At 63.7% G+C, this 25,109-nt stretch carries 25 protein-coding genes and 1 pseudogene; 10 read left to right on the forward strand and 16 right to left on the reverse strand.

Going from position 1 to position 25,109, the window contains the following annotated elements:
• Positions 1-23: 23 nt before the first annotated feature.
• Positions 24-719 carry a haloacid dehalogenase type II gene (locus NH396_RS00450; RefSeq protein ID WP_253060872.1) on the forward strand — a complete coding sequence of 232 codons (696 nt, stop codon included), beginning with the start codon at positions 24-26 and terminating at the stop codon, positions 717-719.
• Between the two features lie 249 nt (positions 720-968).
• Here the strand turns inward: NH396_RS00450 and NH396_RS00455 are convergent, their stop codons facing one another.
• A complete protein-coding gene (locus tag NH396_RS00455; protein ID WP_253060874.1) occupies positions 969-1,718 on the reverse strand; it encodes an IclR family transcriptional regulator in 750 nt (249 codons plus the stop codon).
• Positions 1,719-1,837: 119 nt separating this feature from the next.
• On the opposite strand from NH396_RS00455, the gene NH396_RS00460 reads away from it, so the two are divergent.
• Both NH396_RS00460 and NH396_RS00465 read left to right on the forward strand, forming a co-directional pair.
• Positions 1,838-3,439 (forward strand): MFS transporter, encoded by a 1,602-nt coding sequence (locus NH396_RS00460; RefSeq protein ID WP_253060875.1) that lies wholly within the window; start codon positions 1,838-1,840, stop codon positions 3,437-3,439.
• Between the two features lie 85 nt (positions 3,440-3,524).
• Positions 3,525-4,556 (forward strand): HlyD family secretion protein, encoded by a 1,032-nt coding sequence (locus tag NH396_RS00465; protein WP_253060876.1) that lies wholly within the window; start codon positions 3,525-3,527, stop codon positions 4,554-4,556.
• Between the two features lie 127 nt (positions 4,557-4,683).
• Here NH396_RS00465 and NH396_RS00470 read toward each other — a convergent pair whose 3' ends face one another.
• From NH396_RS00470 to NH396_RS00495, 6 genes are all read right to left on the reverse strand, one after another.
• Entirely contained in the window at positions 4,684-5,052 is a 369-nt protein-coding gene (locus NH396_RS00470) for a Lin0512 family protein (protein ID WP_176677416.1), read from the reverse strand.
• Positions 5,049-5,447 (reverse strand): Lin0512 family protein, encoded by a 399-nt coding sequence (locus NH396_RS00475; protein ID WP_253060877.1) that lies wholly within the window; start codon positions 5,445-5,447, stop codon positions 5,049-5,051. The genes NH396_RS00470 and NH396_RS00475 overlap by 4 nt, the downstream gene beginning before the upstream one ends.
• Positions 5,448-5,498: 51 nt before the next feature.
• Positions 5,499-5,669: a hypothetical protein gene (locus tag NH396_RS00480; RefSeq protein WP_166018387.1), complete on the reverse strand. Its 171-nt coding sequence runs from the start codon at positions 5,667-5,669 to the stop codon at positions 5,499-5,501.
• Between the two features lie 118 nt (positions 5,670-5,787).
• Complete coding sequence (locus tag NH396_RS00485) at positions 5,788-7,005, reverse strand: ABC transporter substrate-binding protein (protein ID WP_253060878.1); 1,218 nt, start codon at positions 7,003-7,005, stop codon at positions 5,788-5,790.
• Entirely contained in the window at positions 7,002-7,853 is an 852-nt protein-coding gene (locus NH396_RS00490) for an ABC transporter ATP-binding protein (RefSeq protein WP_253060879.1), read from the reverse strand. Before NH396_RS00490 ends, NH396_RS00485 begins: the two co-directional genes overlap by 4 nt.
• Entirely contained in the window at positions 7,850-8,932 is a 1,083-nt protein-coding gene (locus tag NH396_RS00495) for an iron ABC transporter permease (RefSeq protein WP_253060880.1), read from the reverse strand. The genes NH396_RS00490 and NH396_RS00495 overlap by 4 nt, the downstream gene beginning before the upstream one ends.
• Positions 8,933-9,368: 436 nt before the next feature.
• Here NH396_RS00495 and yghX point away from each other — a divergent pair, with 436 nt between their 5' ends.
• Positions 9,369-10,256, forward strand: coding sequence for a YghX family hydrolase (yghX, locus tag NH396_RS00500; protein WP_253060881.1), 888 nt, complete (start codon positions 9,369-9,371; stop codon positions 10,254-10,256).
• 111 nt (positions 10,257-10,367) lie between these two features.
• Here the strand turns inward: yghX and NH396_RS00505 are convergent, their stop codons facing one another.
• Entirely contained in the window at positions 10,368-11,441 is a 1,074-nt protein-coding gene (locus NH396_RS00505) for an endonuclease/exonuclease/phosphatase family protein (protein ID WP_253060882.1), read from the reverse strand.
• A gap of 415 nt (positions 11,442-11,856) precedes the next feature.
• Here NH396_RS00505 and thiM point away from each other — a divergent pair, with 415 nt between their 5' ends.
• Both thiM and thiE read left to right on the forward strand, forming a co-directional pair.
• Positions 11,857-12,708: a hydroxyethylthiazole kinase gene (gene thiM, locus NH396_RS00510; RefSeq protein WP_253060883.1), complete on the forward strand. Its 852-nt coding sequence runs from the start codon at positions 11,857-11,859 to the stop codon at positions 12,706-12,708.
• Positions 12,698-13,321 (forward strand): thiamine phosphate synthase, encoded by a 624-nt coding sequence (gene thiE, locus NH396_RS00515; RefSeq protein WP_253060884.1) that lies wholly within the window; start codon positions 12,698-12,700, stop codon positions 13,319-13,321. Before thiM ends, thiE begins: the two co-directional genes overlap by 11 nt.
• 133 nt (positions 13,322-13,454) lie before the next feature.
• Here thiE and NH396_RS00520 read toward each other — a convergent pair.
• From NH396_RS00520 to NH396_RS00535, 4 genes and pseudogenes are all read right to left on the reverse strand, one after another.
• Positions 13,455-13,682, reverse strand: a pseudogene (locus NH396_RS00520) (ethanolamine permease); the annotation flags it as partial.
• 129 nt (positions 13,683-13,811) lie between these two features.
• A complete protein-coding gene (gene eutC / locus NH396_RS00525; protein ID WP_253060886.1) occupies positions 13,812-14,672 on the reverse strand; it encodes an ethanolamine ammonia-lyase subunit EutC in 861 nt (286 codons plus the stop codon).
• Entirely contained in the window at positions 14,669-16,075 is a 1,407-nt protein-coding gene (locus NH396_RS00530) for an ethanolamine ammonia-lyase subunit EutB (protein WP_253060887.1), read from the reverse strand. Before NH396_RS00530 ends, eutC begins: the two co-directional genes overlap by 4 nt.
• A gap of 179 nt (positions 16,076-16,254) precedes the next feature.
• The gene (locus tag NH396_RS00535; RefSeq protein WP_253060888.1) at positions 16,255-17,187 is read right to left on the reverse strand and encodes a MurR/RpiR family transcriptional regulator; all 933 of its coding nucleotides are present in this window, start codon (positions 17,185-17,187) and stop codon (positions 16,255-16,257) included.
• A 166-nt stretch (positions 17,188-17,353) separates the two neighbouring features.
• On the opposite strand from NH396_RS00535, the gene NH396_RS00540 reads away from it, so the two are divergent.
• From NH396_RS00540 to NH396_RS16990, 3 genes are all read left to right on the forward strand, one after another.
• The gene (locus NH396_RS00540) at positions 17,354-18,682 is read left to right on the forward strand and encodes an aspartate aminotransferase family protein (RefSeq protein ID WP_253060889.1); all 1,329 of its coding nucleotides are present in this window, start codon (positions 17,354-17,356) and stop codon (positions 18,680-18,682) included.
• Positions 18,683-18,747: 65 nt separating this feature from the next.
• Positions 18,748-19,320 carry a carboxymuconolactone decarboxylase family protein gene (locus tag NH396_RS00545; RefSeq protein ID WP_253060890.1) on the forward strand — a complete coding sequence of 191 codons (573 nt, stop codon included), beginning with the start codon at positions 18,748-18,750 and terminating at the stop codon, positions 19,318-19,320.
• A 107-nt stretch (positions 19,321-19,427) separates the two neighbouring features.
• On the forward strand, positions 19,428-19,550 hold the full coding sequence (locus tag NH396_RS16990; protein ID WP_290441655.1) for a hypothetical protein: 123 nt from the start codon (positions 19,428-19,430) through the stop codon (positions 19,548-19,550).
• A gap of 26 nt (positions 19,551-19,576) precedes the next feature.
• On the opposite strand, the gene NH396_RS00550 is transcribed toward NH396_RS16990, so the two are convergent.
• On the reverse strand, positions 19,577-20,056 hold the full coding sequence (locus tag NH396_RS00550; protein ID WP_253060891.1) for a hypothetical protein: 480 nt from the start codon (positions 20,054-20,056) through the stop codon (positions 19,577-19,579).
• 17 nt (positions 20,057-20,073) lie between these two features.
• Positions 20,074-20,565, reverse strand: coding sequence for a hypothetical protein (locus tag NH396_RS00555; RefSeq protein ID WP_253060892.1), 492 nt, complete (start codon positions 20,563-20,565; stop codon positions 20,074-20,076).
• A gap of 155 nt (positions 20,566-20,720) precedes the next feature.
• Between NH396_RS00555 and NH396_RS00560 the strand changes: the two genes are divergently transcribed.
• On the forward strand, positions 20,721-21,482 hold the full coding sequence (locus NH396_RS00560; RefSeq protein ID WP_176677432.1) for a TSUP family transporter: 762 nt from the start codon (positions 20,721-20,723) through the stop codon (positions 21,480-21,482).
• Positions 21,483-21,608: 126 nt separating this feature from the next.
• On the opposite strand, the gene glmS is transcribed toward NH396_RS00560, so the two are convergent.
• Both glmS and NH396_RS00570 read right to left on the reverse strand, forming a co-directional pair.
• Complete coding sequence (gene glmS / locus NH396_RS00565; protein ID WP_253060893.1) at positions 21,609-23,555, reverse strand: glutamine--fructose-6-phosphate transaminase (isomerizing); 1,947 nt, start codon at positions 23,553-23,555, stop codon at positions 21,609-21,611.
• Between the two features lie 193 nt (positions 23,556-23,748).
• Entirely contained in the window at positions 23,749-25,095 is a 1,347-nt protein-coding gene (locus tag NH396_RS00570) for a UDP-glucose/GDP-mannose dehydrogenase family protein (RefSeq protein ID WP_253060894.1), read from the reverse strand.
• Positions 25,096-25,109: the final 14 nt, after the last annotated feature.

Consider the following 25,109-nt stretch of genomic DNA (forward strand, 5'->3'; position numbering starts at 1 on the left):
GAAATATCCCCCCAGGAGTCATCATGCCCGACAAGACCTTCCCCAACGTACTGGTGTTCGACGTCAACGAGACGCTGCTCGATATCACCACCCTGTCACCGCTGTTCGGGCGTGTGTTCGGTGATGAAGGCGTGTTGCGCGAATGGTTCGCGCAGCTGGTGCTGTATTCGCAGACCATGACACTCTCCGGGCGTTACACCCCCTTCGGCGCGCTGGGTGTGGGTGCCCTTAAGATGGTCGCCGAGATCCATCAGGTCACGCTCACGGATGACGATATCGGTGAGCTCAAGTCGCGCATGGCCGAGATGCCGGCACATCCCGATGTCGCCCCGGCACTTGAGCGTCTCAAGCAGGCCGGATTCCGCCTGGTGACACTGACCAACTCTCCCGCGGGCGCCTCCCCGACACCGCTGGAAAAGGCCGGCATCAGCGATGCCTTCGAGCGGCATTTCAGCGTCGACAGCGTCGGGCAATTCAAGCCGGCGCCGGCCACCTATCAGTATGTCGCCGAGCAGCTCGAGATCGAACTGGGCGACATGTGCATGATCGCCTGCCATGTGTGGGACACCATCGGTGCCCAGGCCGTTGGCATGCAGGGGGCTCTGCTGACACGTCCGCATAATGCCGTGCTGCCCGCCGAGAATGTGCCGACCCCGGACTTCATCGCCGCGGAGCTGATGACCCTGGCGGACCAGCTGATCGCGGCCAGAGAGGCCTGAGCGAGCACTGGCCTCTGAGCTCTCTTGCTAGACTCTCTTGCTAGACTCTCTTGCTAGACTCTCTTGCTAGACTCTCTTTCCAAGCTCAGTTTCTCAGCTCTGTCTCTGAGTGCTGCTTAGTAAATAAACGCCGCTCGCCCATTCGGTCGGGCGGCGTGACTGTGCATGACTTCCTGTTCGCTCTCTCCACCACCTCGTCGTTCGATCCGCCGCCGCACATGGCAGCCTTGCCGCCTTTGCGGGGAGCCCTCACTTGAGTGAACGAAAGGTCTTGAGCATCTCATCACGGGTCGCCTGCAGCGCGGCCTGAATCTCCGCCCTGTGCTCGCTGATGCGCCATGAGGGGCCGACCACGGACACGGAGTAATGGCCCTGGCTGGTCTCCAGGCCGATTCCGATCGCACCGACCCCCTGCATATGCTCATCCTCATCATGGCCGATGCCGGTGCGACGCACCTCGGCCAGTTGCGTCAGCAGTGCCGGCATCGCGAGGGTGTTATGCGTGTAGGCCGTGAGATCCGTGCCCAGCAGGCGCTCCACCTGCTCGTCCTCGAGATGCGAGAGCAGCACCTTGCCGCTGGCTGTCGCATGCAATGACAGGAAGTTGCCGGCCATCGGCGATACCCGCAGCGGCAGCGGCGACAACACCGAGTGCAGTATCAGCAGCTCGTTGCCGCTCAGACTGCAGAGCACCACCGTTTCCTCGGTGGTGACGCTCAACGCCTCCAGAAACGACTTGGCATGCGTGGTGATATCGAGCTGGCTATGACGCGCCAGCCGCATCAGCGCCGAGCCGAGCCGTATCCCGCCATGGCCGTGGATTTCCAGCAGGTCTTCCTGGGCCAGCGCATCGACCAGCCGCTTGACGGTCGAGCGCGGCAGATCGTTGCTGGCGGCGATCTCCCCCAGACTCATGCCCTGCTCACTGCCTTCCAGACTCTTGAGAATCGCCGCCACTCTGGCCACGACCTGCACGCCACTACCTTCTCTTGTGGACACGGACATAACTCCTTAACAAGCTAACTACTTGCCTAACAAAACCACTAGATGGTACAGTGCTCCGCATAATGGTACACCCAAACGTGTCTAGCGCTTCACCTCAAAACGGGAACTCTACAGTGGCCGCTCCTCAACCCTTCAATCTACGACTCGCACTCGGTCTTGTGGGCATCCTGCTCGCATCGCTGATGTCCGGTGTGGGAGAGCGTGTCACGCAGACCGTCCTGACGGATGTGGTCGGACACTTCGGCTTCTCCCACGATGAGGGCAGCTGGCTGACCACCCTCTACAGCGCGGCGGAAGTCTCGATGATGCTGCTCGCCGGCTGGCTGGCCGTCACCTTCAGCCTGCGCCGCTTCGCGATCGGGGCCTGCCTGTCGCTGGCACTGTTCTCGCTGCTGGTGCCCCTGGCCGACAGCTTCCCGCTGATGGCGGGGCTGCGCGTGGCCCAGGGCCTGGCCTCCGGCAGCATCCTGCCGCTGTTGATGATGTCAGCGCTGCGCTTCCTGCCCTGGCACAGCAAGCTCTATGGCCTGTCGGCCTATGCGATGACGGCCACCTTCGGCCCTTATCTGTCGGCACCGCTGGCCGCTCTCTATGGTGACCTGGGCGACTGGAATCTGGTGTTCTGGGAAACCGCGCCGGTATGTATTCTCGCCGCCGCGCTGGTCTCCTGGGGCCTGCCGCAGGACCCGCTCAAGCTGGAACGCTGCAAGCAGTTCGACTGGCTCGGTGCCTTGCTGGGCGTCACTGCCCTGTGCGCGCTGGTCGCCGGCATGACCCAGGGTGAGCGACTCGACTGGGGCAACTCGCCGTTGATCGTCGCCCTGCTGACCACGGGCGGACTGGTCTTCGTGACCTTCCTGATCCATGAGTGGTTCCACCCGATGCCACTCTACAAGCTGCAGCTGCTGGCACGCCGTAACTTTGCCTTCGGCATCATCACCATATGTACCTTCATGTTCCTGACCCTGGCCGCCGGCACCATTCCCGCCGCCTTCCTGGGGGAAGTGCAAGGTTATCGCCCCATGCAGCTGTTCCCGGTCATGTTGACCATGGCCCTTCCACAGCTGCTGCTGGCACCGCTGGTGGCGACACTGATCAACCGCAAGAGCGTCGACAGCCGCTACGTGATGGCCACGGGCCTGGTGTTGATCCTGATCAGCTGCCTGCTGGGCTCGCAGCTCACCAGCGACTGGAATCGCGACAACTTCTATCTCATCGAGGTGCTCAACACCCTGGGCCAGCCGATGGTGGTGGTACCGCTGCTGATGAATGCCACCGGAGCGGTCAGCCCGCTGGAAGGGCCGTTCGCCACCGCGATGGTCAACTCGCTGCGCGCCCTGTTCACGGTGGTAGCCTCCACGGTCTACGGAAGCTTCCTCGTCACGCGTGAAGCCCTGCACACCACCCGCCTGGGCGAAGCACTCGGCCTGCAGGGCAATCAGCCCGCCGGACCCATCCAGGTCGACGCGGCAAGCGATATCACCACGCGCATCTCCGAGCAGGCCTCCGTGATGAGCTATGCGGATGCCTACCTCGCCATCATCCCCTTCGTGGTGGCGCTGCTGATACTGGTCATGGTGCTGCCGATCCGCGCCTGGCCGCCCCAACCGGCACCGGCAGCTCAATCACCAGACCGATCACCAGAGCCAGCACAGCTCTCGCAGACACGCCCCTCTCAGGCTCAGCCCTCTCAAGCACAACCCTCCGGGGCATAGACACAGACAAAGCCGGCGGCTGCCCGCCAGCCAGGATTCAGCCACTTCCCCTTCTTCGACGTAGACGACGAGATACGACACCGACATGAACAAGACACGTACCACCCTACTGTTGAGCGTTCTGGCGCTCCTGCTGGTCGCGACCTACGCGGGCCTCTACTGGAAGGGCCACGATGGCCGCGAAGCCACCAACAATGCCTATGTGCGCGCCGATAGCGTGATGGTGACCACACGCGTCGCGGGTCAGATCGACAAGGTGCTGGTGGAAGACAACGAAGTGGTCAAGGAAGGCCAGATTCTGGCCACGCTGGATGACCGCGATTACCAGGCCTCCCTGCACTCCGCCCAGGCCGATCTCGCCGCCCAGCAGGCAGCGGTCGGTGACCTGGATGCCAACATCGAGCGTCAGCACGCCGTCGTTCAGCAGTCCATCGCGGAAGTGAAGTCCACCCAGGCCTCGCTGCATTATGCGCGCAATGATGCCAAGCGTTACCGCAGCCTGCGCATGACCAACGCCGCCTCCCAGCAGGACAAGGAAAAGGCCGATGAACAGCAGGGCATCTGGGAAGCCAATCTCGTGCAGGCCCAGGCGGCACAGCGCTCGGCAGAAAAGCAGATCGGCGTCCTTGAGGCCCAGCGCGTGGAAGCCCTGGCCGAGGTCGAACGCTCACGTGCAGCACTCGAGCAGGCGGAACTGAACACCGGCTATACCGTCATTCGTGCGCCGAAGGACGGCATCGTCACCCAGCGCTCACTGCGTGTCGGTGCCTACGTGCAGCCGGGTGATTCGCTGCTGGCCATCGTGCCGCACAAAGAAGCCTATGTCGTCGCCAACTATCTCGAGACCCAGATGGCCGAGATGGCGCCGGGCCAGCCGGTCGAGATGACGCTGGATAGCCTGCCGGACAAGACCTTCACTGGCCATGTCGACAGCATCGCACCGGCCTCCAGTAGCGCCTTCTCGGCCGTGGCCAGCGAGAACGCCACCGGCAACTTCACCAAGATCACCCAGCGCATGCCGGTCAAGATCGTGTTCGACCCGAACCAGCCCGACTTCGACAAGGTACGCATCGGCATGTCCGTGATCGCCCATGTCACGACTCAGCCACAATCCTGATTCGACACGCGGCTCGGCAGTCATCACCTGCGCCATCGGGTCTGAACCGAAAAGCCCCGTGCGTCAGTGACGCACGGGGCTTTCTTCGTTGACCGGCACGACCTCAATCAGCACGCTCGCGCATTGCCTACGACTGACACAGCTGCCAGGCGTCGTGGTCGATATCGAGCATGGCGGCGATGGCGGCCGAGGCGATGACATGCGTCTGGCCACTGGCCTCGTCATGCACATTGAGACCGCCCTGCACCACCGTCACCTCGGCGCGCCCACGGGGAAGCTCGCGCGCCACCGCGTCTGCATCCACGGCGTCCGGCTCCTGGACCGCGATGGTGACCTCGACACGCATCTGGTGGTGATCGATGCCGAGTGACTGGAACATCACGATGGAGGAATGATGCAGGGCGTCATGCACCGCACGGCAGGCGGCCTTGGTGTAGTCCATGCCGTAGAGGTCATTGCCGGTGCCCATCTCGAGAATGATGCGTTGCTCGCTCATGACTGACCTCCTGCCGACTGCCCGGGCGTGGAAGAAGTGGGCGCCGCACCGGCGGCCGCCATGTCGAATGACACGATGATGGCGACGTTGGCGATCACGCTAACCCCGCTGCCATCCGGCTTGGCGACGTCCAGCCCGCCCTTGAACACGCGCACACTGGGCTGACCGTAGGGAAAGATGCCCAGCAGGGCGTCACTGTCGACCTTTTCGGGCTGCTGCACGCCGATCTCGACCTCGATCAGCATCGCCTCCTTGGGGAAGCCGAAGGCGTCCGCCACGTTGAGCGAGTTGTGCCACAGGGCATCGCGGATGCCACGTGCCGCCGCCTCGGTGTAGTTCTGGCTGCGAATGGAAGTGCCCATGCCGAACTGGGTCACCATGCGTGTCTTGGCCACATTACCCCCTGATTTCCTGTCACGGAAAAGACGTACCACTCGCGCCGCCCATCAGCGCGGATGCTTGAAAAGTCCGATCACCCAACCTGTCCCGCCCAGCAGCAGGGCGCCCTGCCAATCTCCCTGGAACAGCTCGATCAGCGCCAGGACGATCGCCACCAGCTGTGCACTGCGCACCGGGCTGATCGTCGAGGCCGGTCCATGGTCATCAGGTTCGGACATGCAGACTCCCCCACGGGCCTGACGTACGAGTCAGGTGATCACGATGACTCCATCGTTTCAGGAAAGCCTCAATCAGGAAATACGACTTCCGAACCTTGACGCCAGGCTGTCGACAGACTCACTCGTCGCCTCTGGTCTCATCGTCGATGGCCAACTGTCCCCAGAAGTGGCCGCTGTTACGTGAAAGCGTCGGGTCATTCATCAGCCAGGCAAAGGTGGCCATCGGGTCGAGATCGGCAAAGGTCTCGGGGTGCAGCCAGCGGGCGATGGCCTCCAGCGCGACGATGGCATAGGGCCCCTGGTGGAAGCCATGCCACAGCGCCATCACCCGGCCCTGTTTGACGGCATCAAGTGACTGCCAGCCGGGCAGTGTCTGCACCATGCGCGCCAGGTCGTGCTGGATATCCTCCCCCGAGATGCCGATGCCGGCACGCAGGCCATCGCCCTTGGCCCACTGGCCGCCGGTATTGAGAATCGCCTCGGGCGGGTGTGCCAGCACCCACTCCTTGCTGAGGGTGGCACCGCTGACCGGCGCCAGTTCAGCGGCCAGATTGCGCCCGCCGGCCCGCGTGATCAGGTCCGCCACGCCGTTGTGCAGATTGGTACGACAGCAATCCACCTTCACGCCCGGTGCGATGTTGATCAGCACACGCGGCCGTTCGGCAATCGTCGCCAGACGTTCGTCAATCAGCGCCAGATGCGCCGCGATGGTGTCATCCACCTCGCGGGCACGCGCCTCGACGCCGAGCACCTCACCCAACAGGCGCACGCTGACCGGAGCATCCTTGAGCGGATGATGATTGAACTCGACATACAGCCAGGGAGTGCCAACCTCATCCAGCAGCGCCGCCAGCGGAGAGCCTTCGATACGCGAACGCTGGGAGAGATCGAACAGCACCAGGTCCGGCGTCAACGCCAGCAGGGCCTCGCCCTCGAGGCTCGGCGTCGAGGCGCGACTCAGCGCTGGCAGCGTGGCAAGTTGCGGCCAGCGCGCTTCAAGACGCTCGGTCATCGCCGGGTCAAACACCGCCAGGGGGTAGGCCCAGCCGACGATACGCTCAAGCGGCGCATCCAATAGCGTCAGCAGCGCATACAACTGGCGCGGCTGGGCCAGGAAGATGCGCTGCGGTGAGGACTCAAGCGTCACCTCGCGCCCGGCGAGATCCGTGACCTGACGCGGAAAGCTGGCCTGGGCCTGTTCAGTAGCGAAGGGCACCTTGGCGACCGGCTCGGCGGCATGGGCAAGGTTGCCCGGCGCGCTCGAGAAGGCGCCTGCGAAGACAGTGGCGAGTGCCAGCAGGCGGGCGCCTGCCAGTCTTGTGCTCACCGCCATCATCGTCTGACTCCGGCATCGCGCGTGATCTGACCGATATCCGCCTGGGCCGAGTCGGCGACGCGATCGGTGAGTACCACCGGATGGCCCAGCGAGCAGCTCTCGATCCGTGCCTCGATCCCGTAGGCCTCACGTAGATGCTCGGCGGTGATCACCTCCCGCGGGGCCCCGGTGGCCAGCAGGCCGGAGGGCGCGAACAGGATGATCTGATCGCAGAAGCGCAGCGCCAGATTGATGTCATGCAGCGCGATCAGACAGATGGCCTGCTGCTCCTGCACCACACCGCGCACGCCTTCGATCAAGGCCAGCTGCCAGCGCAGGTCCAGCGCACTGGTCGGCTCATCCAGCAGCAGCAGTTGCGGCTGACGCACCAGCGCCTGGGCGAGGCCGACCATCTGACGCTGGCCACCGGAGAGCGTGTCCATGCGCCGGAAGGCCAGCGAATGCAGCGACAGGCGCGCGAAGACCTGCTCGACCAGCGAATCCGTGGCCTCGCGGCTCAACTCGGCACGCGCCGCGCGACAGGCGCTGGCCACGGCTTCATAGGCGACCAGACTGGTCGGCTGCGGCAGCGTCTGCGGCAGGTAGCCGACATGGCGCATGCGATTCGCCCCGTGCAGCGACGACAGCGCAAGCTCGCCGAGGTGGATGTCGCCCTTGGCCGGGCGCATGCCGGCTATCGCCTTGAGGAAGGTCGACTTGCCGACCGCATTCGGCCCGAGCACCCCGACCAGTGAGCCCGCCGGCAGCGGTGGCAGGTCGAGTTGATCAAAGATCATGTGCCGCTGGTAGCCGGTGGTCAGCCGCGAGATCTTCAGGGCCGCTTGCGAATCAAAGACGTGATGGCTCATCCCTGCCCCCTGCGCTGTCCGAGCAGCAAGGCGAGGAAACAGGGGATACCGATCAACGAGGTCACGATTCCCACCGGCAGCACAAGGCCGGACACCAGCGACTCACTGGCCGTGGCGGCCAGGGACAGCACCAGCGCCCCCGCCAGCGCACTGCCGGGCAGATAGAAGCGATGGTCTTCCCCCAGCGCCAGACGCGCCATGTGCGGCCCGACCAGACCGATGAAGCCGATGGTGCCGACAAAGGCCACCGCCACTGCCGCCAGCAGGCTGACGCGCAACAGCGCCGTGCGGCGCAGACGGGTGACCGGCACGCCGAAGCTGCGCGCATGGTCTTCCCCGGCACGCAGCGCTGTCAGCGCCCAGGCACGCCGCATGGCGAAGGGCAGGCAGACGACCAAGACGCTTGCGATGATCGCGACTCGCTCCCACGAGGCTTCCGAGAGGCTGCCCATGGTCCAGAACACCAGCTGTTGCAGCGCATCGGGACTGGCCACGAACTGCACCAGCGCATTGACGGCGTTGAGCACGAAGACCAGCGCGATGCCGAACAACACGATGACTTCGCGACTGGCGCCATACAGCGAGGCCACGGCATCGATGGCCAGAATCGACAGCGCCGCGAACACGAAGGCCATCAGCGCGATGGTGTAGCTGGGCGGCAGCCCCGGCAAGGCGACATCCAGGATGATGACCAGCGAGGCGCCAAGCGTCGCCGCGGCGCCCACGCCCAGTGTGAAGGGGCTGGCCAGGGCGTTGTTGAGCACGGTCTGCATCTCGGCGCCCGCAAGCCCCAGAGCGGCACCGACCAGCGCCGCCATCACCGCCGTCGGCAGGCGAATCTGCCAGACGATGGCTTCATTGATCGGCCCGTGCGAGCCGGGATTGATGAGTTCGCCCAGCAGATCAGACAGCGCGAGATCGGCAGGGCCGGTCATGATGTCGCCAAGGATGGCCAACAGCAGTGCCAGGCCCAGCGCGGCGAGAATCACCACACGTTTCCAGGCGAAGCGCCGGTATTGCTGGGCGAGCGTAGGCGACGACTCAGGCGCTGAGGCCTGAGCGTGCGCGGGGGGAGACATCGGACTTTTTTCAATCACCAGCAAGGTCTGCCACTAGGAGGAGGAAGTGAACTTCCATGCATCAGGGCCCACCGCAGCCGCCAGGCAGCTCGGCTATCAGCATGAATCATGCGCAGATGATAATGATTGACGCCTGCAGTCACAATGCGCACGGCCGCGACTGGCGATTTGCGCGCCCTAGCTCACGCCCATTCAACCCAGCCAGGCTGGTGCCGCCAGTCCTTCCTACACCAGTGCTTCCCACACCCGCCCTGCTCACGCCTGCCCTGCTCACGCACGCTTCGGCAAATACCTGACTCGGCAAATACCTGACTCAGCAAATGTCAGGCTCACAAAATGACAGACTCGGTGAACAGGCCGGCAAAAACTTGGTAGCGTCATGATGGGTTGCTATGTTCAAGGCTCGCTCGCCCCTTCTCTTGCCTAGGAGTCTGACATGGCCCGCCTCACTGCAAAGGATTTTGCTCCCGAGTTGCTGGAGCTGTACGACGGATATGTGCATGGCAACATCACTCGCCGCCAGTTTCTGGATCGCGCGGCGGCCTTTGCCGTCGCGGGCATGACGGCCACCTCGATTCTGGCAAGCTTGAGCCCCGACTACGCGCTGGCTTCCCAGGTCGAGTTCACGGACCCCGACATCGTCGCCGAATACATCACCTATCCGTCCCCCGAGGGCCACGGCGAGGTGCGCGCCTATCTGGTCAAGCCCGCCAAGGCCAGCGGCCCGCTGCCGGGTGTGGTGGTGGTGCATGAGAATCGTGGCCTCAACCCCTATATCGAGGACGTGGCGCGCCGCGTGGCCAAGGCCGGCTATATCGCGCTGGCCCCGGACGGACTGAGCTCGGTGGGCGGCTATCCGGGCAATGACCCCAAGGGCAAGGAGCTGCAGGCACAGATCGACCCCGAAAAGCTGATGAATGACTTCTTCGCCGCCATCGATTACCTGATGAGCGAGGACCGCACCACCGGCAAGATCGGCATCACGGGCTTCTGCTACGGCGGTGGCGTCTCCAATGCGGCCGCCGTCGCCTATCCGGAACTGGCCTGCGCCGTGCCCTTCTACGGCCGCCAGCCACGCGCCGAGGAAGTCGCCGCCATCCAGGCACCGCTGCTATTGCAGTACGCCGAGCACGATGAGCGCGTCAATGCCGGCTGGCCCGCCTATGAAGCCGCGCTTGAGGAGCACGACAAGGTCTATGAAGCCTACATCTACCCCGACACCCACCACGGCTTCCACAACGATTCGACGCCACGCTATGACGAACAGGCCGCCAGGCTCGCCTGGGACAGAACGCTTGAGTGGTTTGCCAAGTATCTGACCTGATCCGCTCGACGCAATGTGGCTCCTCTCTGAACGACAAGGCCCGCACCCCATGCTTCATCCTTGGGGTGCGGGCCTTGTCATGAGTATGTCAGGACACCATCGGGCCGTCTTTCAGCTGCACAGCATGCCGCTGGCGACGATCTCGCTCAGCGTGCCCTTGCCGATGCCGCTGATGCGGGTCAGCTGACCGCTGGAACTCCACGGGCGCTGCCGGATGATATCGGCGGCGCGTGCCGGCCCGATATTGGGCAGGCGATCCAGCTGATCGGCGTTGGCGGTGTTGAGGTCGATACAGGTCTGACTCGCCGAACTGGAGGCGTTGGATGCACGACTGGCCACCTCTATGCCCGCCGCCTGCGGCTGGCCGCCGTCCAGTGGCAGCAACGCCAGTGTCTCGCCGGTCACCGACAGATAGATCGGGGCGTGATCGGAGACATCGGCACGCGCCGCCTCATGACTGATACCCAGATAGTCCGGGAAGCGGAACACTTCGCCGCTGGCGCTGGGCCATTCGCTCGGCACGTACCAGATGTTGTCGTAGAGCGAGGCATAGCGGCCATCGGTCTTGGAGAGCGTCGTCGCGCCCTCGGTGATCAGCGGGCGCAGGCCGAGGGTGCGCAGGCCTCCCCAGGCAGGCTCGTCCGGTGCCATGTTGAAGTCACCCATGATGATCGCCGGGGTAGCGGGCGAGATTTCCTTCATCAGGTCGTAGATATCCGCCAGCGCACGGATTTCCGGCGCGCGATCTGCCTTGCTGTCGCCATAGACGATATGCACGTTGGCGGCGCTGAAGGCCCGCCCGCTGTCCTTCTCGACGAAGGTGGCCAGCAGCGGCTCGCGCGAGAACACATCCTCGGGGTCGAGATAGACGGTAGCCCCGCCCTGATAGGCGATCGTCTTGTCGCGATACAGATAGGCGTAACGCTCGGTATAGGTACTGCGCCCTACCGCATGGCTGACCAGGCTGTCCCACTCATCACCGGTCAGCGCCTCGAGCTGCTGCTCGAGCTCGCTGACGACCTCCTCCTTCATCACCTCCTGCAGGCCGATCAGATCCATATGGCTCGCCACCGCCGCGACCTGTTCGAGATGCTTGCCGTTGTTCCAGCCGGCATGCTTGAGATTCCAGCTGGCGATCACCGCATCCGCCTGACTGCTGGCCGCAGCGCCCAGCAGTGCGGGCACTGCCAACGCCAGCGCCACCCGTCTGACAATCCGCTCAAGCCGAGAGCCATCAGAGGGCTGCCGGCCGCGCGGGTGCTTGCTGTTGTTGCTCGTGCTGCTCGTGCTGCTGTTGCCAGCGATATCCAGGTGACTGCTGCCCGTATTGCTGACGCTACCGCGCTGACCTATCCGTATCACTGCGTGACCCTTGACTGATGACTCGTACACAAAAGACCCTAAGAGACGGTATCTTATGGACTTGTCGTCAAGGTTTATAGAACCACGATATTATTTATTATCCTTTGCGCGACTCTTGATAAATGACAGGGAGCTAGCGCGTCACGCCACCGTCAGCGCCGGACCTTGCCACTTGACCTTTCAGCGCCCGCTTTTACTCTCGAGCGCTGATGCTTCCTTTCTCCAGTCACGAGATCCCATGACCCCATCGTCATCCCTTTCTCCCGGCAGCCTGCTGAATCAGCTGCGCCAGACCACGCCGCTAGTGCACAACATCACCAATCATGTCGCGATGACACCGACCGCCAATACCCTGTTGGCCATCGGCGCCTCGCCGCTGATGGCGCATGCGCAGCAGGAAATCCAGGAGATCTCCGCCATCAGTGCGGCGCTGTCGATCAATATCGGCACCCTGTCACCCAGCTGGATCGAGGCCATGCAGCTGGCCGCGATGTGCGCCCACCGCGATGGCAAACCCTGGGTGCTGGACCCCGTCGGCATCGGCGCCTCCAGCCTGCGCCAGTATGCGTGCCGCGCGCTGCTGGAATATCGTCCCAGCGTGATTCGCGCCAATGCCTCCGAAGTGCTGGCGCTGGTCGGTGAGATGAATCAGGGCCGCGGCGTGGACAGCGGCGATGATGGTGAGGATGCGCAGGAGCGTGCCAGTCGGGCCGCCGTCGCGCTGGCGCGCGCGCAGAATTGCGTGGTGGCGATGACCGGCCGTGTCGATGTCGTCACCGATGGCCAGCGGCAACTCACGGTTCAAGGTGGCCATGCGCTGATGGGGCGCGTCACCGCCATGGGCTGCGCGCTGAGCAGCGTGGTCGCCGCCTTTCTCGCCGCCTCCCTCGCCACCTCCCTCGACGGACATGACGACGCCCTGCAGGCCACCGCCGCCGCGCTGGCCTGTTACGCCGAGGCCGGTGAGACGGCGGGTCAGTCAGCGCAAGGGCCGGGCAGCTTCGTGCCACGCTTCATGGATGCCCTGTATACTCTCGACGCCGATTCCACCCTGCTAGCCTCTCGTCTGGAGCTGACCGATGTCACTTGATCTATCCCTTTACCTGGTCACCGACCCCGCGCTGTGCGCCGAGCGTGGCCTGGAAGCCACCGTGATGGCCGCCGTACGCGGTGGCGTCAGTGTCGTGCAGCTGCGCGACAAGCACGCCAGCGACGAGGAGATGATCGCCCAGGCCATCCGCCTCAAGGCGCTGCTGGACGAGTACGAGGTGCCGCTGATCATCAATGACCGCATCGAGGTCGCGCTGGCCAGTGGCGCCGATGGCCTGCACATCGGTCAGGGCGATGGCGATCCGGTCGAGGCGCGTCGCCGTCTCGGCGAGGACGCCTTGATCGGCCTGTCGGTCCAGACGCTTGAGCAGCTCAAGGCCGTCGATGTCAAGCGCATCGACTACCTCGGCCTCGGCCCGGTGTATGCCACCCCGACCAAGCCGGATCATGCCGCACCGCTGGGCATCGAGGGGCTCACGCAGCTCGTGCGCTCAAGCCCGCTGCCGACGGTCGCCATCGGCGGCATCTCGCTGGCCAATGCCGGCGAAGTCATGACCAGCGGCACCGACGGCCTCGCCGTCGTCTCGGCGCTGTGCAGTGCCGAAGATCCCGCCGCGGCCGCCCAGCAATTCCTGGCGCAGTATCCTTTCTGATCAAAGATGAGCTGAACTGAGCTGAATCGCTCGGATCGATCCGAGCCTGCCAGTCACGACAACGCCCGCCATGGCTGACCATGGCGGGCGTTGTCGTCTTTGCTACCTGAACTGATTGAACTGATTGAGCGGATCAGCTGGTCGCCAGGTCACTCTCGGCATTCGCCACCAGCGCGAACTCCTCCTCGGCGGTCTTCGCCACCAGCCGATGACGGCTGAAGATGGCGTAGTAGGCGATGCCCACCACGAACAGCACCAGGGGGTAATTGAAGGCACGCGGATCGAAGGCATAGACCCCGGTCAGCGCGATCAGCGAGAGCACCAGCGCGATGGCGGACGTCACGATGCCGCCCGGTGTGCGATTGAGACGCGCCAGATAGTCCTGCTCATTCGTGTCGTGATGCGTGTCGCGAGTCATGGTGCCGCCTTGTTGCCGTCAAGCATTGTCATTGTTGGATCGGGAGTTTCCCGCTGCTGTGCTGCCGTCCCGTCAGGACAGCAGGAAGTTCTGGATACCGCCCCCGCTATCCAGCGAGTTGTCGCCACTTCTGTCCTTGAGCCCCACCCCGGTGAGGCCGAGCTTGCGTGCCTCGCGCAGCAGGTAGTGCAGACGCTGGGCGGCCATGGCGAAGTCGAGCCCTGCCGGACGCACGTTGGAGATGCAGTTGCGACTGGCATCGCTCAGGCCGACGCGCGGCTGCCAGGTCAGATAGAGGCCGAGGCTGTCCGGAGAGCTGAGGCCGGGACGCTCGCCGACCATCACCAGCACCGCCCTCGCCTTGAGCAGCTCACCGACTTCATCACCGATCGCGACCCGCCCCTGCTCCACCACGCTGATCGGTGCCAATGACCAGGCATCCGGCCCGTCTTCTGCCAGCGCCTCCAGCAGTGCCGCGATGAAGGGCCCAGCATTGTTCTGCACCGCCAGAGACGAGAGCCCATCGACGACCACGATGGCCAGATCGGCAGGCTGTGCGTCGAGGGCGGACAACTGCTGACGCGAATCCTCATCGAGGCGCCGGCCGTAATCGGGGCGCTGCAGGTAGGTGGTGCGATCCACGGCGCGACTGTGCAGTCGCTGGATCTGCGGAGCATTCTCGAGCGCTGTGAGCTGATTGAGGTCCTCGATCAGTCGGGGAATCTCCAGCGGAAGGTGGACGGCGTCCTGAGCGCGGGCGTGCGCCAGCTGGAATTCCAACGAACGATTGGTTGGCAGGCTGATGCCGGCACGGCCAAGGCCGATGCGCGCATCCGTGAACTGGCCAAGCCGCTGCCAGGGATTGGGCGTGACGATGGCATCGGGTTCGAGGCTGCGCGAGACCGCGTCAGCAGAGGGCTGTTCAGGGTTCATGCGCCACCTCCTGTCACCTGACGCAGTGAATTGGCGAAGCGGTCGGGCATTTCGCTTGGCAGTGCCTGGGTGGCGACATCGGTGAAGATCTGCATCTCCTCGAGCCAGGCGGCGAATTCGGGCGCCGGGCCCAGGCCCAACACCCGCCGTGCATAGAGAGCATCGTGGAAGGAGGTGGTCTGATAGTTGAGCATGATGTCATCCGAGCCGGGGATACCCATGATGAAGTTGCAGCCCGCCACCCCGAGCAGCGTCAGCAGAGTATCCATGTCGTTCTGATCGGCATCGGCATGATTGGTATAGCAGATGTCGCAGCCCATCGGCAGGCCCAGCAGCTTGCCGCAGAAGTGGTCCTCGAGGCCGGCGCGGATGATCTCCTTGCCATTGAACAGATACTCGGGACCGATGAAACCGACCACGGTATTCACCAATAGCGGCGAGTACTTGCGCGCCACCGCATAGGCGCGCGCCTCGCAGGTCTGCTGGTCCAGGCCGTGATGGGCATCGGCGGACAGCGCACTGCCCTGGCCGGTCTCGAAATACATCACGTTGTCGCCCACCGTGCCGCGCTTGAGTGACAGCGCGGCCTGTTGTGCCTCCGCCAGCACGGAGAGCTCGACGCCGAAGCTCTCGTTGGTGGCCTGGGTGCCGCCGATGGACTGGAAGACAAGATCCACCGGGGCGCCCTGCTCGATGCATTCAATGGTGTTGGTGACGTGGGTCAGCACGCAGGACTGGGTGGGAATCGAATACTTCTGGATCACCTCATCCATCAGACGCATCAGCTTGATGCTCTGGACCACGTTGTCGGTGGCCGGATTGATGCCGATCACGGCGTCGCCGTTGCCGTAGAGCAGCCCATCGAGAATGCTGGCCGCGATGCCGGTGACGTCATCGGTGGGATGGTTGGGCTGCAGGCGGGTCGAGAGATGGCCGCTCTTGCCGATGGTATTGCGAAAGGCCGTGACCACCTCGCACTTCCTGGCGACCAGAATCAGGTCCTGATTGCGCATCAACTTGCTGACCGCGGCAGCCATTTCGGGAGTGATGCCGGCACGCACCTGCGCCAGCATCGTCGGCGTCGCGAGATCACTCAACAGCCAGTTGCGGAAGTCACCGACGGTGAGATGCGCGATCGGCAGGAACGCCACCGGATCATGCTCATCGATGATCAGGCGGGTGATGTCGTCCTGTTCGTAGGGAATCAGCACGTCTTCGAGGAAGGTCTTGAGGGGCAACTCCGCCAGACACAGCTGAGCGACGACTCGCTCCTCGGCGGTTTCCGCGATCACGCCAGCAAGACGATCTCCGGAGCGGGCGGGCGTCGCCTTGGCCATCAGCTCGGCCAGATTGGCAAAACGATGGACCTGACTGCCCAGGGTGTAACGGTACTCGCGGCTCATGGGAAATTCCTTGCCCTGACGGATGTCATTTCATCTCAGTCGTTTTGCAGGAATCACGCCAATCTCCCTCCATGCCTCTTTGGTCCCGCATGCGCCTTGAAGCCGCATTGCGTAGGTCTGAGCATGCACCCCTGCGGTGCATGACCGCGTTCACGCTCGGTGCAGTGAGTCGCGGGGGGTCAGCCGCGTGCGCCCCCCAGCTTCGTGATGATCGCCTCGCGCTGCTTGAGCGAGGCCACCCCGGCCTCACCCAGCTTGCTGGCCACCTCGCTGAGCAGGCCTTCGGCGAGGAACATGAAGGCGCTCATGCTGTTGCTATAAAAAAGGCTGTGATTGGGCACATGGAAGCTGTAGCGCGCCAGCGGCTCCAGCGGAGAACTGGCCGAATCGGTCAGCGCAATCACCTCGACACCCCGCTCCACCGCCACCTCGGCACAGGCCACAACGCTCGGGGTATAGGGGAAGCAACTGGCCACCACCAGCACATCACCCGCCGTCAGCTGGGCCAGTGCATCGGCCACACCCTGACGACTGGCGTCCAGCGGTGCCACGTCCGGGCGCAGCATCCCCAGCCCATAGGCCATGAACAGTGCCAGGGAATTGAACTGACGCATGCCGTGCAGGCGCACGCGCGGCGCCTCGACCAGCAAGGTGGTCGCGGCCTCGAAGGCCGCGGCGTCCACCCTCTCCAGCATGCTGAGGATGTTGGCGCTCTCCTGACGCCCCAGCCGCGCAAGCTGGGCCATGGCGCTGCTATCGGCGTCTCGCGCCAGCAGCTGCGAGGCCTGCTGGCTGTAGAAATGCTCGCCATCCGTCACCGCCTGGCGAAAGACATCCTGAAAGCGGCTGAAGCCCTCGTAGCCCAGCCGCTGGGCCAGACGCGAGAAGGTCGAGGCGTTCACGCCGGTCAGCTCCGCCAGCTGGCTGATGGAAGACACCGCCGTGCGTTGCGGGGACTCGATCAGCACCGCCAGCACGCGCCGGGAACTCGCGCCGAGACGAATCTCTACCTCACGACGATCGATCGCCGCCAGCAACTGCTTCAAGCCCTCCAGGGTCTCCGGTGGCGAGTCAGGGGATGTGGGCCCGGGGGCTCGGGCGGATGGGGGCATGGGATACCTCCTTGGCAAGGGACAGGAAAGTTGGCGGCAACGGTAGCATCTCTGGCCGGTCGAGTCCGAAGGCACAAGCGAGCATATGCAATCATTTATTGCATAAACTAAAAATGCATTCCATATTTGCATTCATTGCTTGCACCCCTGCCGCCACGGAGCCCACATGAGCCACGTACTGCATCGCAACCTCAATCAGGAGTATCCCACCGCCGTGAAGGGCGATGGCCCCTACATCGTCGATCGCGAGGGACGCCGCTATCTGGATGCCAGCGGTGGTGCAGCCGTGTCATGTCTGGGGCACAGCGACGAGGCGGTGGCGCAGGCCATCAAGGATCAGGTCAGCCAACTGGCCTACGCGCATACCTCGTTTTTCACCAGTGACCCGATGGAGCAGCTGGCCGACTTTCTCATCGAACGCGCACCCGCAGGGCTCGACTCGGTCTACTTCGTCTCCGGCGGCTCGGAAGCGGTCGAGGCGGCGCTCAAGCTGGCCCGTCAGTATTTCGTCGAGATCGGTCAGCCCCAGCGCAAGCATCTGATCGCGCGGCGCCAGAGCTATCACGGCAATACGCTGGGTGCGCTGGCCACCGGCGGCAACGCCTGGCGCCGTCAGCAATTCGAGCCGCTGCTGATCAACGTCAGCCACGTCAGCCCCTGCTACGCCTATCGGGACCAGCAGCCCGACGAGACGCCCGAGGCGATGGGCATTCGTCTCGCCGCGGAACTTGAGGAGGAAATCCTGCGTCTGGGCGCCGAGAACGTGATGGCCTTCGTGGCAGAACCCGTCGTGGGTGCCACCCTGGGCGCCGTCACGGCGGTGCCGGGCTACTTCAGACGCATCCGCGAGGTCTGTGACCGCTACGGCGTGCTGCTGATTCTCGACGAGGTGATGTGCGGCATGGGGCGCACCGGCAGTCTGTTCGCCGCCGAGCAGGAGGGTGTCACGGCGGACCTGATCACCATCGCCAAGGGCTTGGGCGCCGGCTACCAGCCAATCGGCGCGACCCTGGTCAGCCAGCGCATCCGTGATGCCATCGCCAATGGCTCCGGTTTCTTCCAGCACGGCCATACCTACATCGGCCATGCCACCGCCTGTGCCGCGGCCCTTGCCGTCCAGCGGACCATCGAAACCCGCGACCTGCTCACGGGTGTCAACGTCCTCGGCGAGGGGCTCAAGGCGCGCCTGAACGAGCGCTTCGCGCAGCATCCCCATGTCGGCGACATCCGCGGTCGTGGCCTCTTCCAGGGGCTGGAACTGGTGGCGGACCGCGACAGCAAGCGCCCCTTCGATCCGGCCCTCAAGCTGCACGCCCGGCTCAAGAAGGCCGCCATGGCCGAAGGCCTGATGTGCTATCCGATGGGCGGCACTCTCGATGGCCGCCGGGGCGATCACATCCTGCTGGCGCCGCCGTTCATTCTGCAGGAGTCGCACCTGGACGAGCTCACCGCCAAGCTGGGGCGTGCCATCGATACCACCCTGGCCAGCCTGTGACGGCTCAGCTGCCGACCCATTGCCTGCCCCACGATCTTTGAATGGATTTGAATGGAGTGACTTTCATGGCGATCACATCGCGTCTGACCGAACTGGATGACGCCAGCATGAGCGCGGCTCAGCGCGAGGTGCTGGCCGAGATTCTCAGCGGCCCGCGCGGCAATCTGGACGGCCCCTTCCTGGCCTGGATCCACAGTCCCGAGCTTGCCGATCATGCCCAGCGCCTCGGCGCCTTCTGTCGCTACGCCACCGGCCTCGAGCTGCGCCTCAGCGAACTGGCGATTCTCACCACGGCGGTGTGGTGGAAATCCCAGGCTGAATGGCAGATTCACGCGCCGATCGCCGAGCAGGCCGGCCTCGCGCCCGAGGTCATCACGGCGCTGCGCGAGGAGCGTGAACCCGCGTTTGAAAAAGACGATGAGCGGTTGGTCTATCGCATCACCCGCGCCCTCTACGCCGAGCGGCGTGTCGATGATGGACTTTACGGCGAGGCCGTCGCGATGTTCGGCGAAACCGTGGTGGTGGAGCTGGTCGGGGTGCTGGGATATTACGCCCTGGTGGCCATGACGCTGAATGTCTTCGCCGTCCGGCGCGATGATGACATCCCGCTACCCTTCGAGGAGCCAAGCCGAACTTGAAGCGCGTGTCTTGAAGGGCCTGGATTGCGGCGCGAATACCCCGATAACGGCGCCTCGATATCGACGCCAGGATGACAACACCTCGATCACAACAAGATGACCACTCGATGAGTGGTGACGAGCACCCGGAAGTGGCGGTGATCGGCCCGCTGCCCAATGAGTTACGCGTGATCCATGCCCTTGGCCATCAGCATATCGGGGTGACATTGACAGGCGTGACTGGACAATAGCTCAGTGCTGGCACCTGAAGACAGGATCAGCGGTCAGCAATCGGGTGCGACGACTCAGCGTCCTGCTTGCTCGTCCGGCTGGCAGTGATTGCCTCAGTCGAGACGCGATGGATGATGCCGCAATCTTCACAGTGATAGAGCGGCGCCTTGCCGGCCAGTCGCTGCCACCATTGGCGTTTTACGCGATGTACGCTGGCGCCCCCGCATTGGGTGCAGAAACGATATCCACTCATGACGACATTCCGCTCTCTGTTGAGGGTATTCACGGGCATCCTTCCCTTTGATAACGATCGATCGCGTTCCAGCGAGACGGCCTGTTCAGCGACACGCGGTGTGTCATTGCCAGAAGAAGCACTGTCCCGACCGATTGCGCTCCCCAGGCAGGCGCCTGTCACTCTCACTCGCGGGGCCATTGTGCGCGTTAAATCCAGCAGCAGTTCCTGATATTTGCCCAACCGTCGAGAACGATTTTCTTCATCTTTCTGACTAAAATCCAACAATGTCAATATGTTAGCAACCCTCCTCACGAAGTAGCGAGTACTGACTTACGCAACTTGATATCCAGTGTGTGCTGCAGACAGCCCTGCATCTGCTGCTCGAGAGACTCGACATTGGCCGCTTCGCACAGCCAGCCAGTGACGCAGGGATTGACCGAGCTGCGGTGAAACTTGCCTAGTTCCTGGTTGCTGAACGGCTTGCGCGTCAGGGAGCCTCCGCGGATGGCCTGGCCACTGAGGACGAACGGGTGAACGACGTCACCCTGAGGAGTGGACACTGGAGGGATGTCCGCTCGTGAGAAAGGGAGTGGCAGAAAGTGGCAGCAAATGGCGACACTTCCTGCCCCGCCGTTGACCACAGACCAATAATCCCCCAGCCCAAACAAGCTGCGCTGTCGCCAAACGCCGAAATCATGAGCATTTATGCGCCAATCCTCCGGTAACTCATGCCAGGTACTGACAATCAGGACTATTGAAATGCGCCCCGCCAATTGAGCCAATGCAATCAAAGCCATCATGCCCGCGGCCTTGTGTGACGCACATCAAGGTGAGTACTTTGCGCGAGTGTCATATTGCCGGGGCGCAATGCAGGCTATGATGGCAGGCGGTGCGCATGACGGAGCCAGCGCCGCCCTGCCCTTTCTGTTCTATCCCCCTTGCCCACGGAGACTTCATGGAGCCTTGGCAACTTGTCGCCATCATGATGAGCCTGGCACTCGCCAGCTATATCCAGACCCTGACCGGTTTCGCCTTCGGATTGATCGTGATGGGCCTGCTGGCGACCCTCAATGTACTGCCAATAGAGAGTGCTGCTCTGCTGTGCGCTCTGCTCAGCCTGTTCAACAACACCATGGCACTACGCGGCCATTGGCGTGAGATCGACCTCACTCTGGCTCGGCGTCTGTTGATGACCAGCCTGCCGCTGCTGCCGGTCGGTTACTTTCTCGCCAGCTGGCTGGGTGAGGCACATACGCCCTTGCTGGGCATGCTGCTGGGCATCGTCATCCTGATCGCCTGCGTGGCACTGCTGGTCCAGCCCACGCCGCGCAGCACGCTATCCCCGCGCTGGCACTTTCACCTCGCCGGGGGGCTGTCCGGTCTGATGGGTGGACTGTTTGCGGCAAACGGCCCCCCGCTGGTCGTGATGCTCTATCGCCAACCGATGACCCTGATCGCGATCCGCTGCACCCTGTTCGGCGTATTTCTGCTCGGGGGACTGGTACGTATGGGGCTGTCCATCGCATCTCCCGGACGCGCTGGAGAACATCTCCAGGATCTGCTGATGATCGGAGCAGCCGGCATCTTCGTCGTGATCGGCTTTACTGAACTCGCTCGCCGCTATCCTCCGCCCCTGAGCGATACCCACCTGCGTCAGATGGCATACGCCATCCTGCTGATCGCCAGTGGCAACCTGATCCTCAAGGGCTTGATCTGATTCGACAGCCGCCACGCTGCCTGATTCCCCGCAAGAACACCAAGCCACGGCAAAGCCAGTCAAACAAGAAAGGGACTGCCCATGGGCAGTCCCTTTCGTTTGCTTCATGACCTCAAGCGCAGTCGATCACTCCACCGTGACACTCTTGGCCAGGTTGCGCGGCTGGTCGACGTCGGTACCCTTGAGCACGGCGACGTGATAGGAGAGCAATTGCAGCGGCACCGCGTAGACGATCGGCGCGAGGAAGCGGCACACGCCCGGCACGGTGACGACGTGAACGCCTTCACCGGCCTTGAGGCTGACTTCGGGGTCCGCAAACACGAACAGCTGGCCGCCGCGGGCGCGAACTTCCTGCAGGTTGGACTTCAGCTTCTCCATCAGGTCATCCATCGGCGCGACCGCCACCACCGGCATGTCTTCGTCGATCAACGCCAGCGGACCGTGCTTGAGCTCACCGGCCGCGTAGGCTTCGGCGTGGATGTAGGAGATTTCCTTGAGCTTGAGTGCCCCTTCCATGGCGATGGGATACTGGCTGCCACGCCCGAGGAACAGGGTGTGGTGACGATGCATGAACTTCTCCGCCAGCTGCGCGATCTCCCCATCCAGCGCCAGGGATTGCTCGATCACGTGCGGCAGGTCCTTGAGGCGCATCAGCAGCTGACGGCTCAGCAGGTCATCCGTCTGACCATCGCCCTTGGCCTGACGCAGCGCCAGGGTGGTCAACATCAGCGCGACCAGCTGGGTGGTGAAGGCCTTGGTGGAGGCGACCCCGATTTCCGGCCCGGCGTGAGTCAGCAATGACAGGTCGGATTCACGCACCAGCGAGCTGCCCGCCACGTTGCAGATGGCAAGGCTCGCCAGATAATGACCGGCCTGCGGGCCTTCACGGTTGAGCTTCTGGATGTCGCGCAGCGCCGCCAGCGTATCGGCGGTCTCGCCGGACTGGGACAGAGTCAGGAACAGCGTCCCCGGTGCCGCGACCCGCTCGCGATAACGGAATTCCGAGGCCACCTCGACCTGCGCCGGAATGCCCGCGACCTCTTCCAGCCAGTAACGTGCCACCATGCCGGCGTGATAGCTGGTGCCACAGGCGATGATCTGTACCTGGCGCACATCGGCGAACAGCTGTGTCAGGCGCGCCACATCCACGCCCTGCTTGCCGCCCTCGTTGCCAGCGCTGGCGGCGAGGAAGGAATGGCGCGAGACATCGAAGGCCTCCAGACGCACGCCCTGCGGGTCCAGTCGCTCGGCCAGGGTGCGCGACAGCACGGTGGGCTGCTCCATGATCTCCTTCATCATGAAGTGGCGATACTCGCCCTTTCCGGTGGCTTCGACGCTGTGTTCGTAACGCACCACTTCACGCGAGACCGGTGTCAGCTCATCGCGGTCGTCGCTAGGTGCCAGCACCTGGATGCCGCTCGGGCTGATGGCGACCATGTCGCCTTCATCGAGATAGATGAAGCGATCGGTGACCGGCAAAAGCGCCAGCGGGTCGGAGGCGATGAAGTGCTCATCGATCCCCACGCCGACCACCAGCGGGCTGCCCTGACGGGCGCCGACCAGCAGTTCGGGGTTGCGCTGCTCCATCACCGCCAGCGCGAAGGCGCCATCGAGACGCGCGGTAACCGCATTGACGGCTTCCGGCAGTGCCAGGCCGCTGCACAGTTCGCGATCGACCAGGTGCGCGACCACCTCGGTGTCGGTCTCGGAAGTGAAGACATAACCGGCGCCTTCCAGCTCGCCGCGCAGCGCTTCGTGGTTCTCGATGATGCCGTTGTGCACCACGGCGACCCGCTCGCTGGAGAGATGCGGGTGCGCATTGTGCTGGGCAGGACGCCCGTGGGTCGCCCAGCGGGTGTGCGCCACGCCGATGGCGCCGGACAGCGGCGCCTCACGCAGCTCGTCTTCCAGCGCACGTACCTTGCCCACGGCACGCGCACGACGCAGTTCTCCGGCAGGGTCGATGACCGCCACGCCAGCGGAGTCATACCCGCGGTATTCGAGGCGATGCAGCCCCTCGATCAGAATCTTGCTGATATCACGCTGAGCCAGACCGGCAACGATGCCACACATGAGAAATTCCTCTACTGCGTGCCACCCTCATGGAGAGCGTGGCACGACTGAATGGATGTCTTTCAGGGAGTGCGTACGCAGATCAGGTACGCGTGCTGAATCTTTCAGTGACGTTCAATGCCTGCTTGAGCCTTGATGGCTGAGCATTGACGATTGAGCACTGACGCCCGGGCTGTGATGCCAAGCCGCAAGCTCAAGCCTGATTCAGCAGCAGGGTGTCACCGCGGCCGACCGCGTAGTACATCAGGCCAGCGGACTTCATGGCAGAAGGCTCGAACAGGTTGCGGCCATCGACCACCACCGGGAAGCCGAGCTGGGACTTCAGCCACTGGCCGTCCAGGGTGCGGAATTCCTTCCACTCGGTGCAGATCACCAGCGCATCGGCGCCCTTGACCGCCTGCTGACGGTCCGCGACCAGTACCAGCTCATCGCGCTCGCCGTAGATGCGGCGGCATTCCTTCATCGCTTCCGGGTCATAGGCCTGCACGGTCGCGCCAGCGGCCCACAGCGCTTCCATCAGCGTGCGGCTCGGCGCATCGCGCATGTCATCGGTGTTGGGCTTGAAGGCCAGACCCCAGACGGCGATGGTCTTGCCCTTGAGGTCGCCATCGAAGGCGCGTGACAGCTTGTCGAACAGGGTGACTTTCTGGCGCTTGTTGACGGATTCCACGGCGGTCAGCAGCTCGGCGTCATAACCGATCTGGCTGGCAGTACGTGCCAGCGCCTGGACGTCCTTCGGGAAGCAGGAGCCACCATAGCCACAGCCCGGATAGATGAAGTGGTAGCCGATACGCGGGTCACTGCCGATGCCGCGACGCACTTCCTCGATATCCGCACCCAGGCGCTCAGCCAGGTTGGAGATCTCGTTCATGAAGCTGATCTTGGTCGCCAGCATGGCGTTGGCGGCGTACTTGGTCAGCTCGGCGGCGCGCACATCCATGAACATCAGCTTTTCATGGTTGCGGTTGTAGGGCGCGTAGCATTCGCGCATGCGCTCACGCACCGCTTCGGAATCGGTGCCGACCACGATACGCGCGCCACGCGTGAAGTCGTCCAGCGCCGCGCCTTCCTTGAGGAATTCCGGGTTGGAACAGACATCGAAATCGACGCTTGCACCACGGTCCTTGAGCACGTCCTTGACCCGCGCCTTGACGCGGTCCGCCGTGCCCACCGGCACGGTGGACTTGTCGATGATGACCTTGTAGTCATTCATGTGCTCGCCGATGGTGGTGGCGACGGACAGCACGTACTTGAGGTCGGCGCTGCCGTCTTCATCCGGCGGCGTGCCCACGGCGATGAACTGCAGCACGCCATGCTCGACGGCTTCACGCGCGTCGGTGGTGAAGCTCAGGCGACCGGCTTCCACGTTGCGCAGCAACATGCCTTCCAGGCCTGGCTCATAGATGGGAATCTCGCCCTGCTTGAGACCCTCGATCTTGGCGGCGTCCACATCCATGCACACTACGTCGTGGCCGACGTCGGCCAGGCAGGTACCCGTGACCAGACCGACATAACCGCTTCCAAAAATCGTGATCTTCATTGATGTCATCCTTG

This window comes from Cobetia sp. Dlab-2-AX (assembly GCF_024124625.1).
GTDB lineage: Bacteria > Pseudomonadota > Gammaproteobacteria > Pseudomonadales > Halomonadaceae > Cobetia.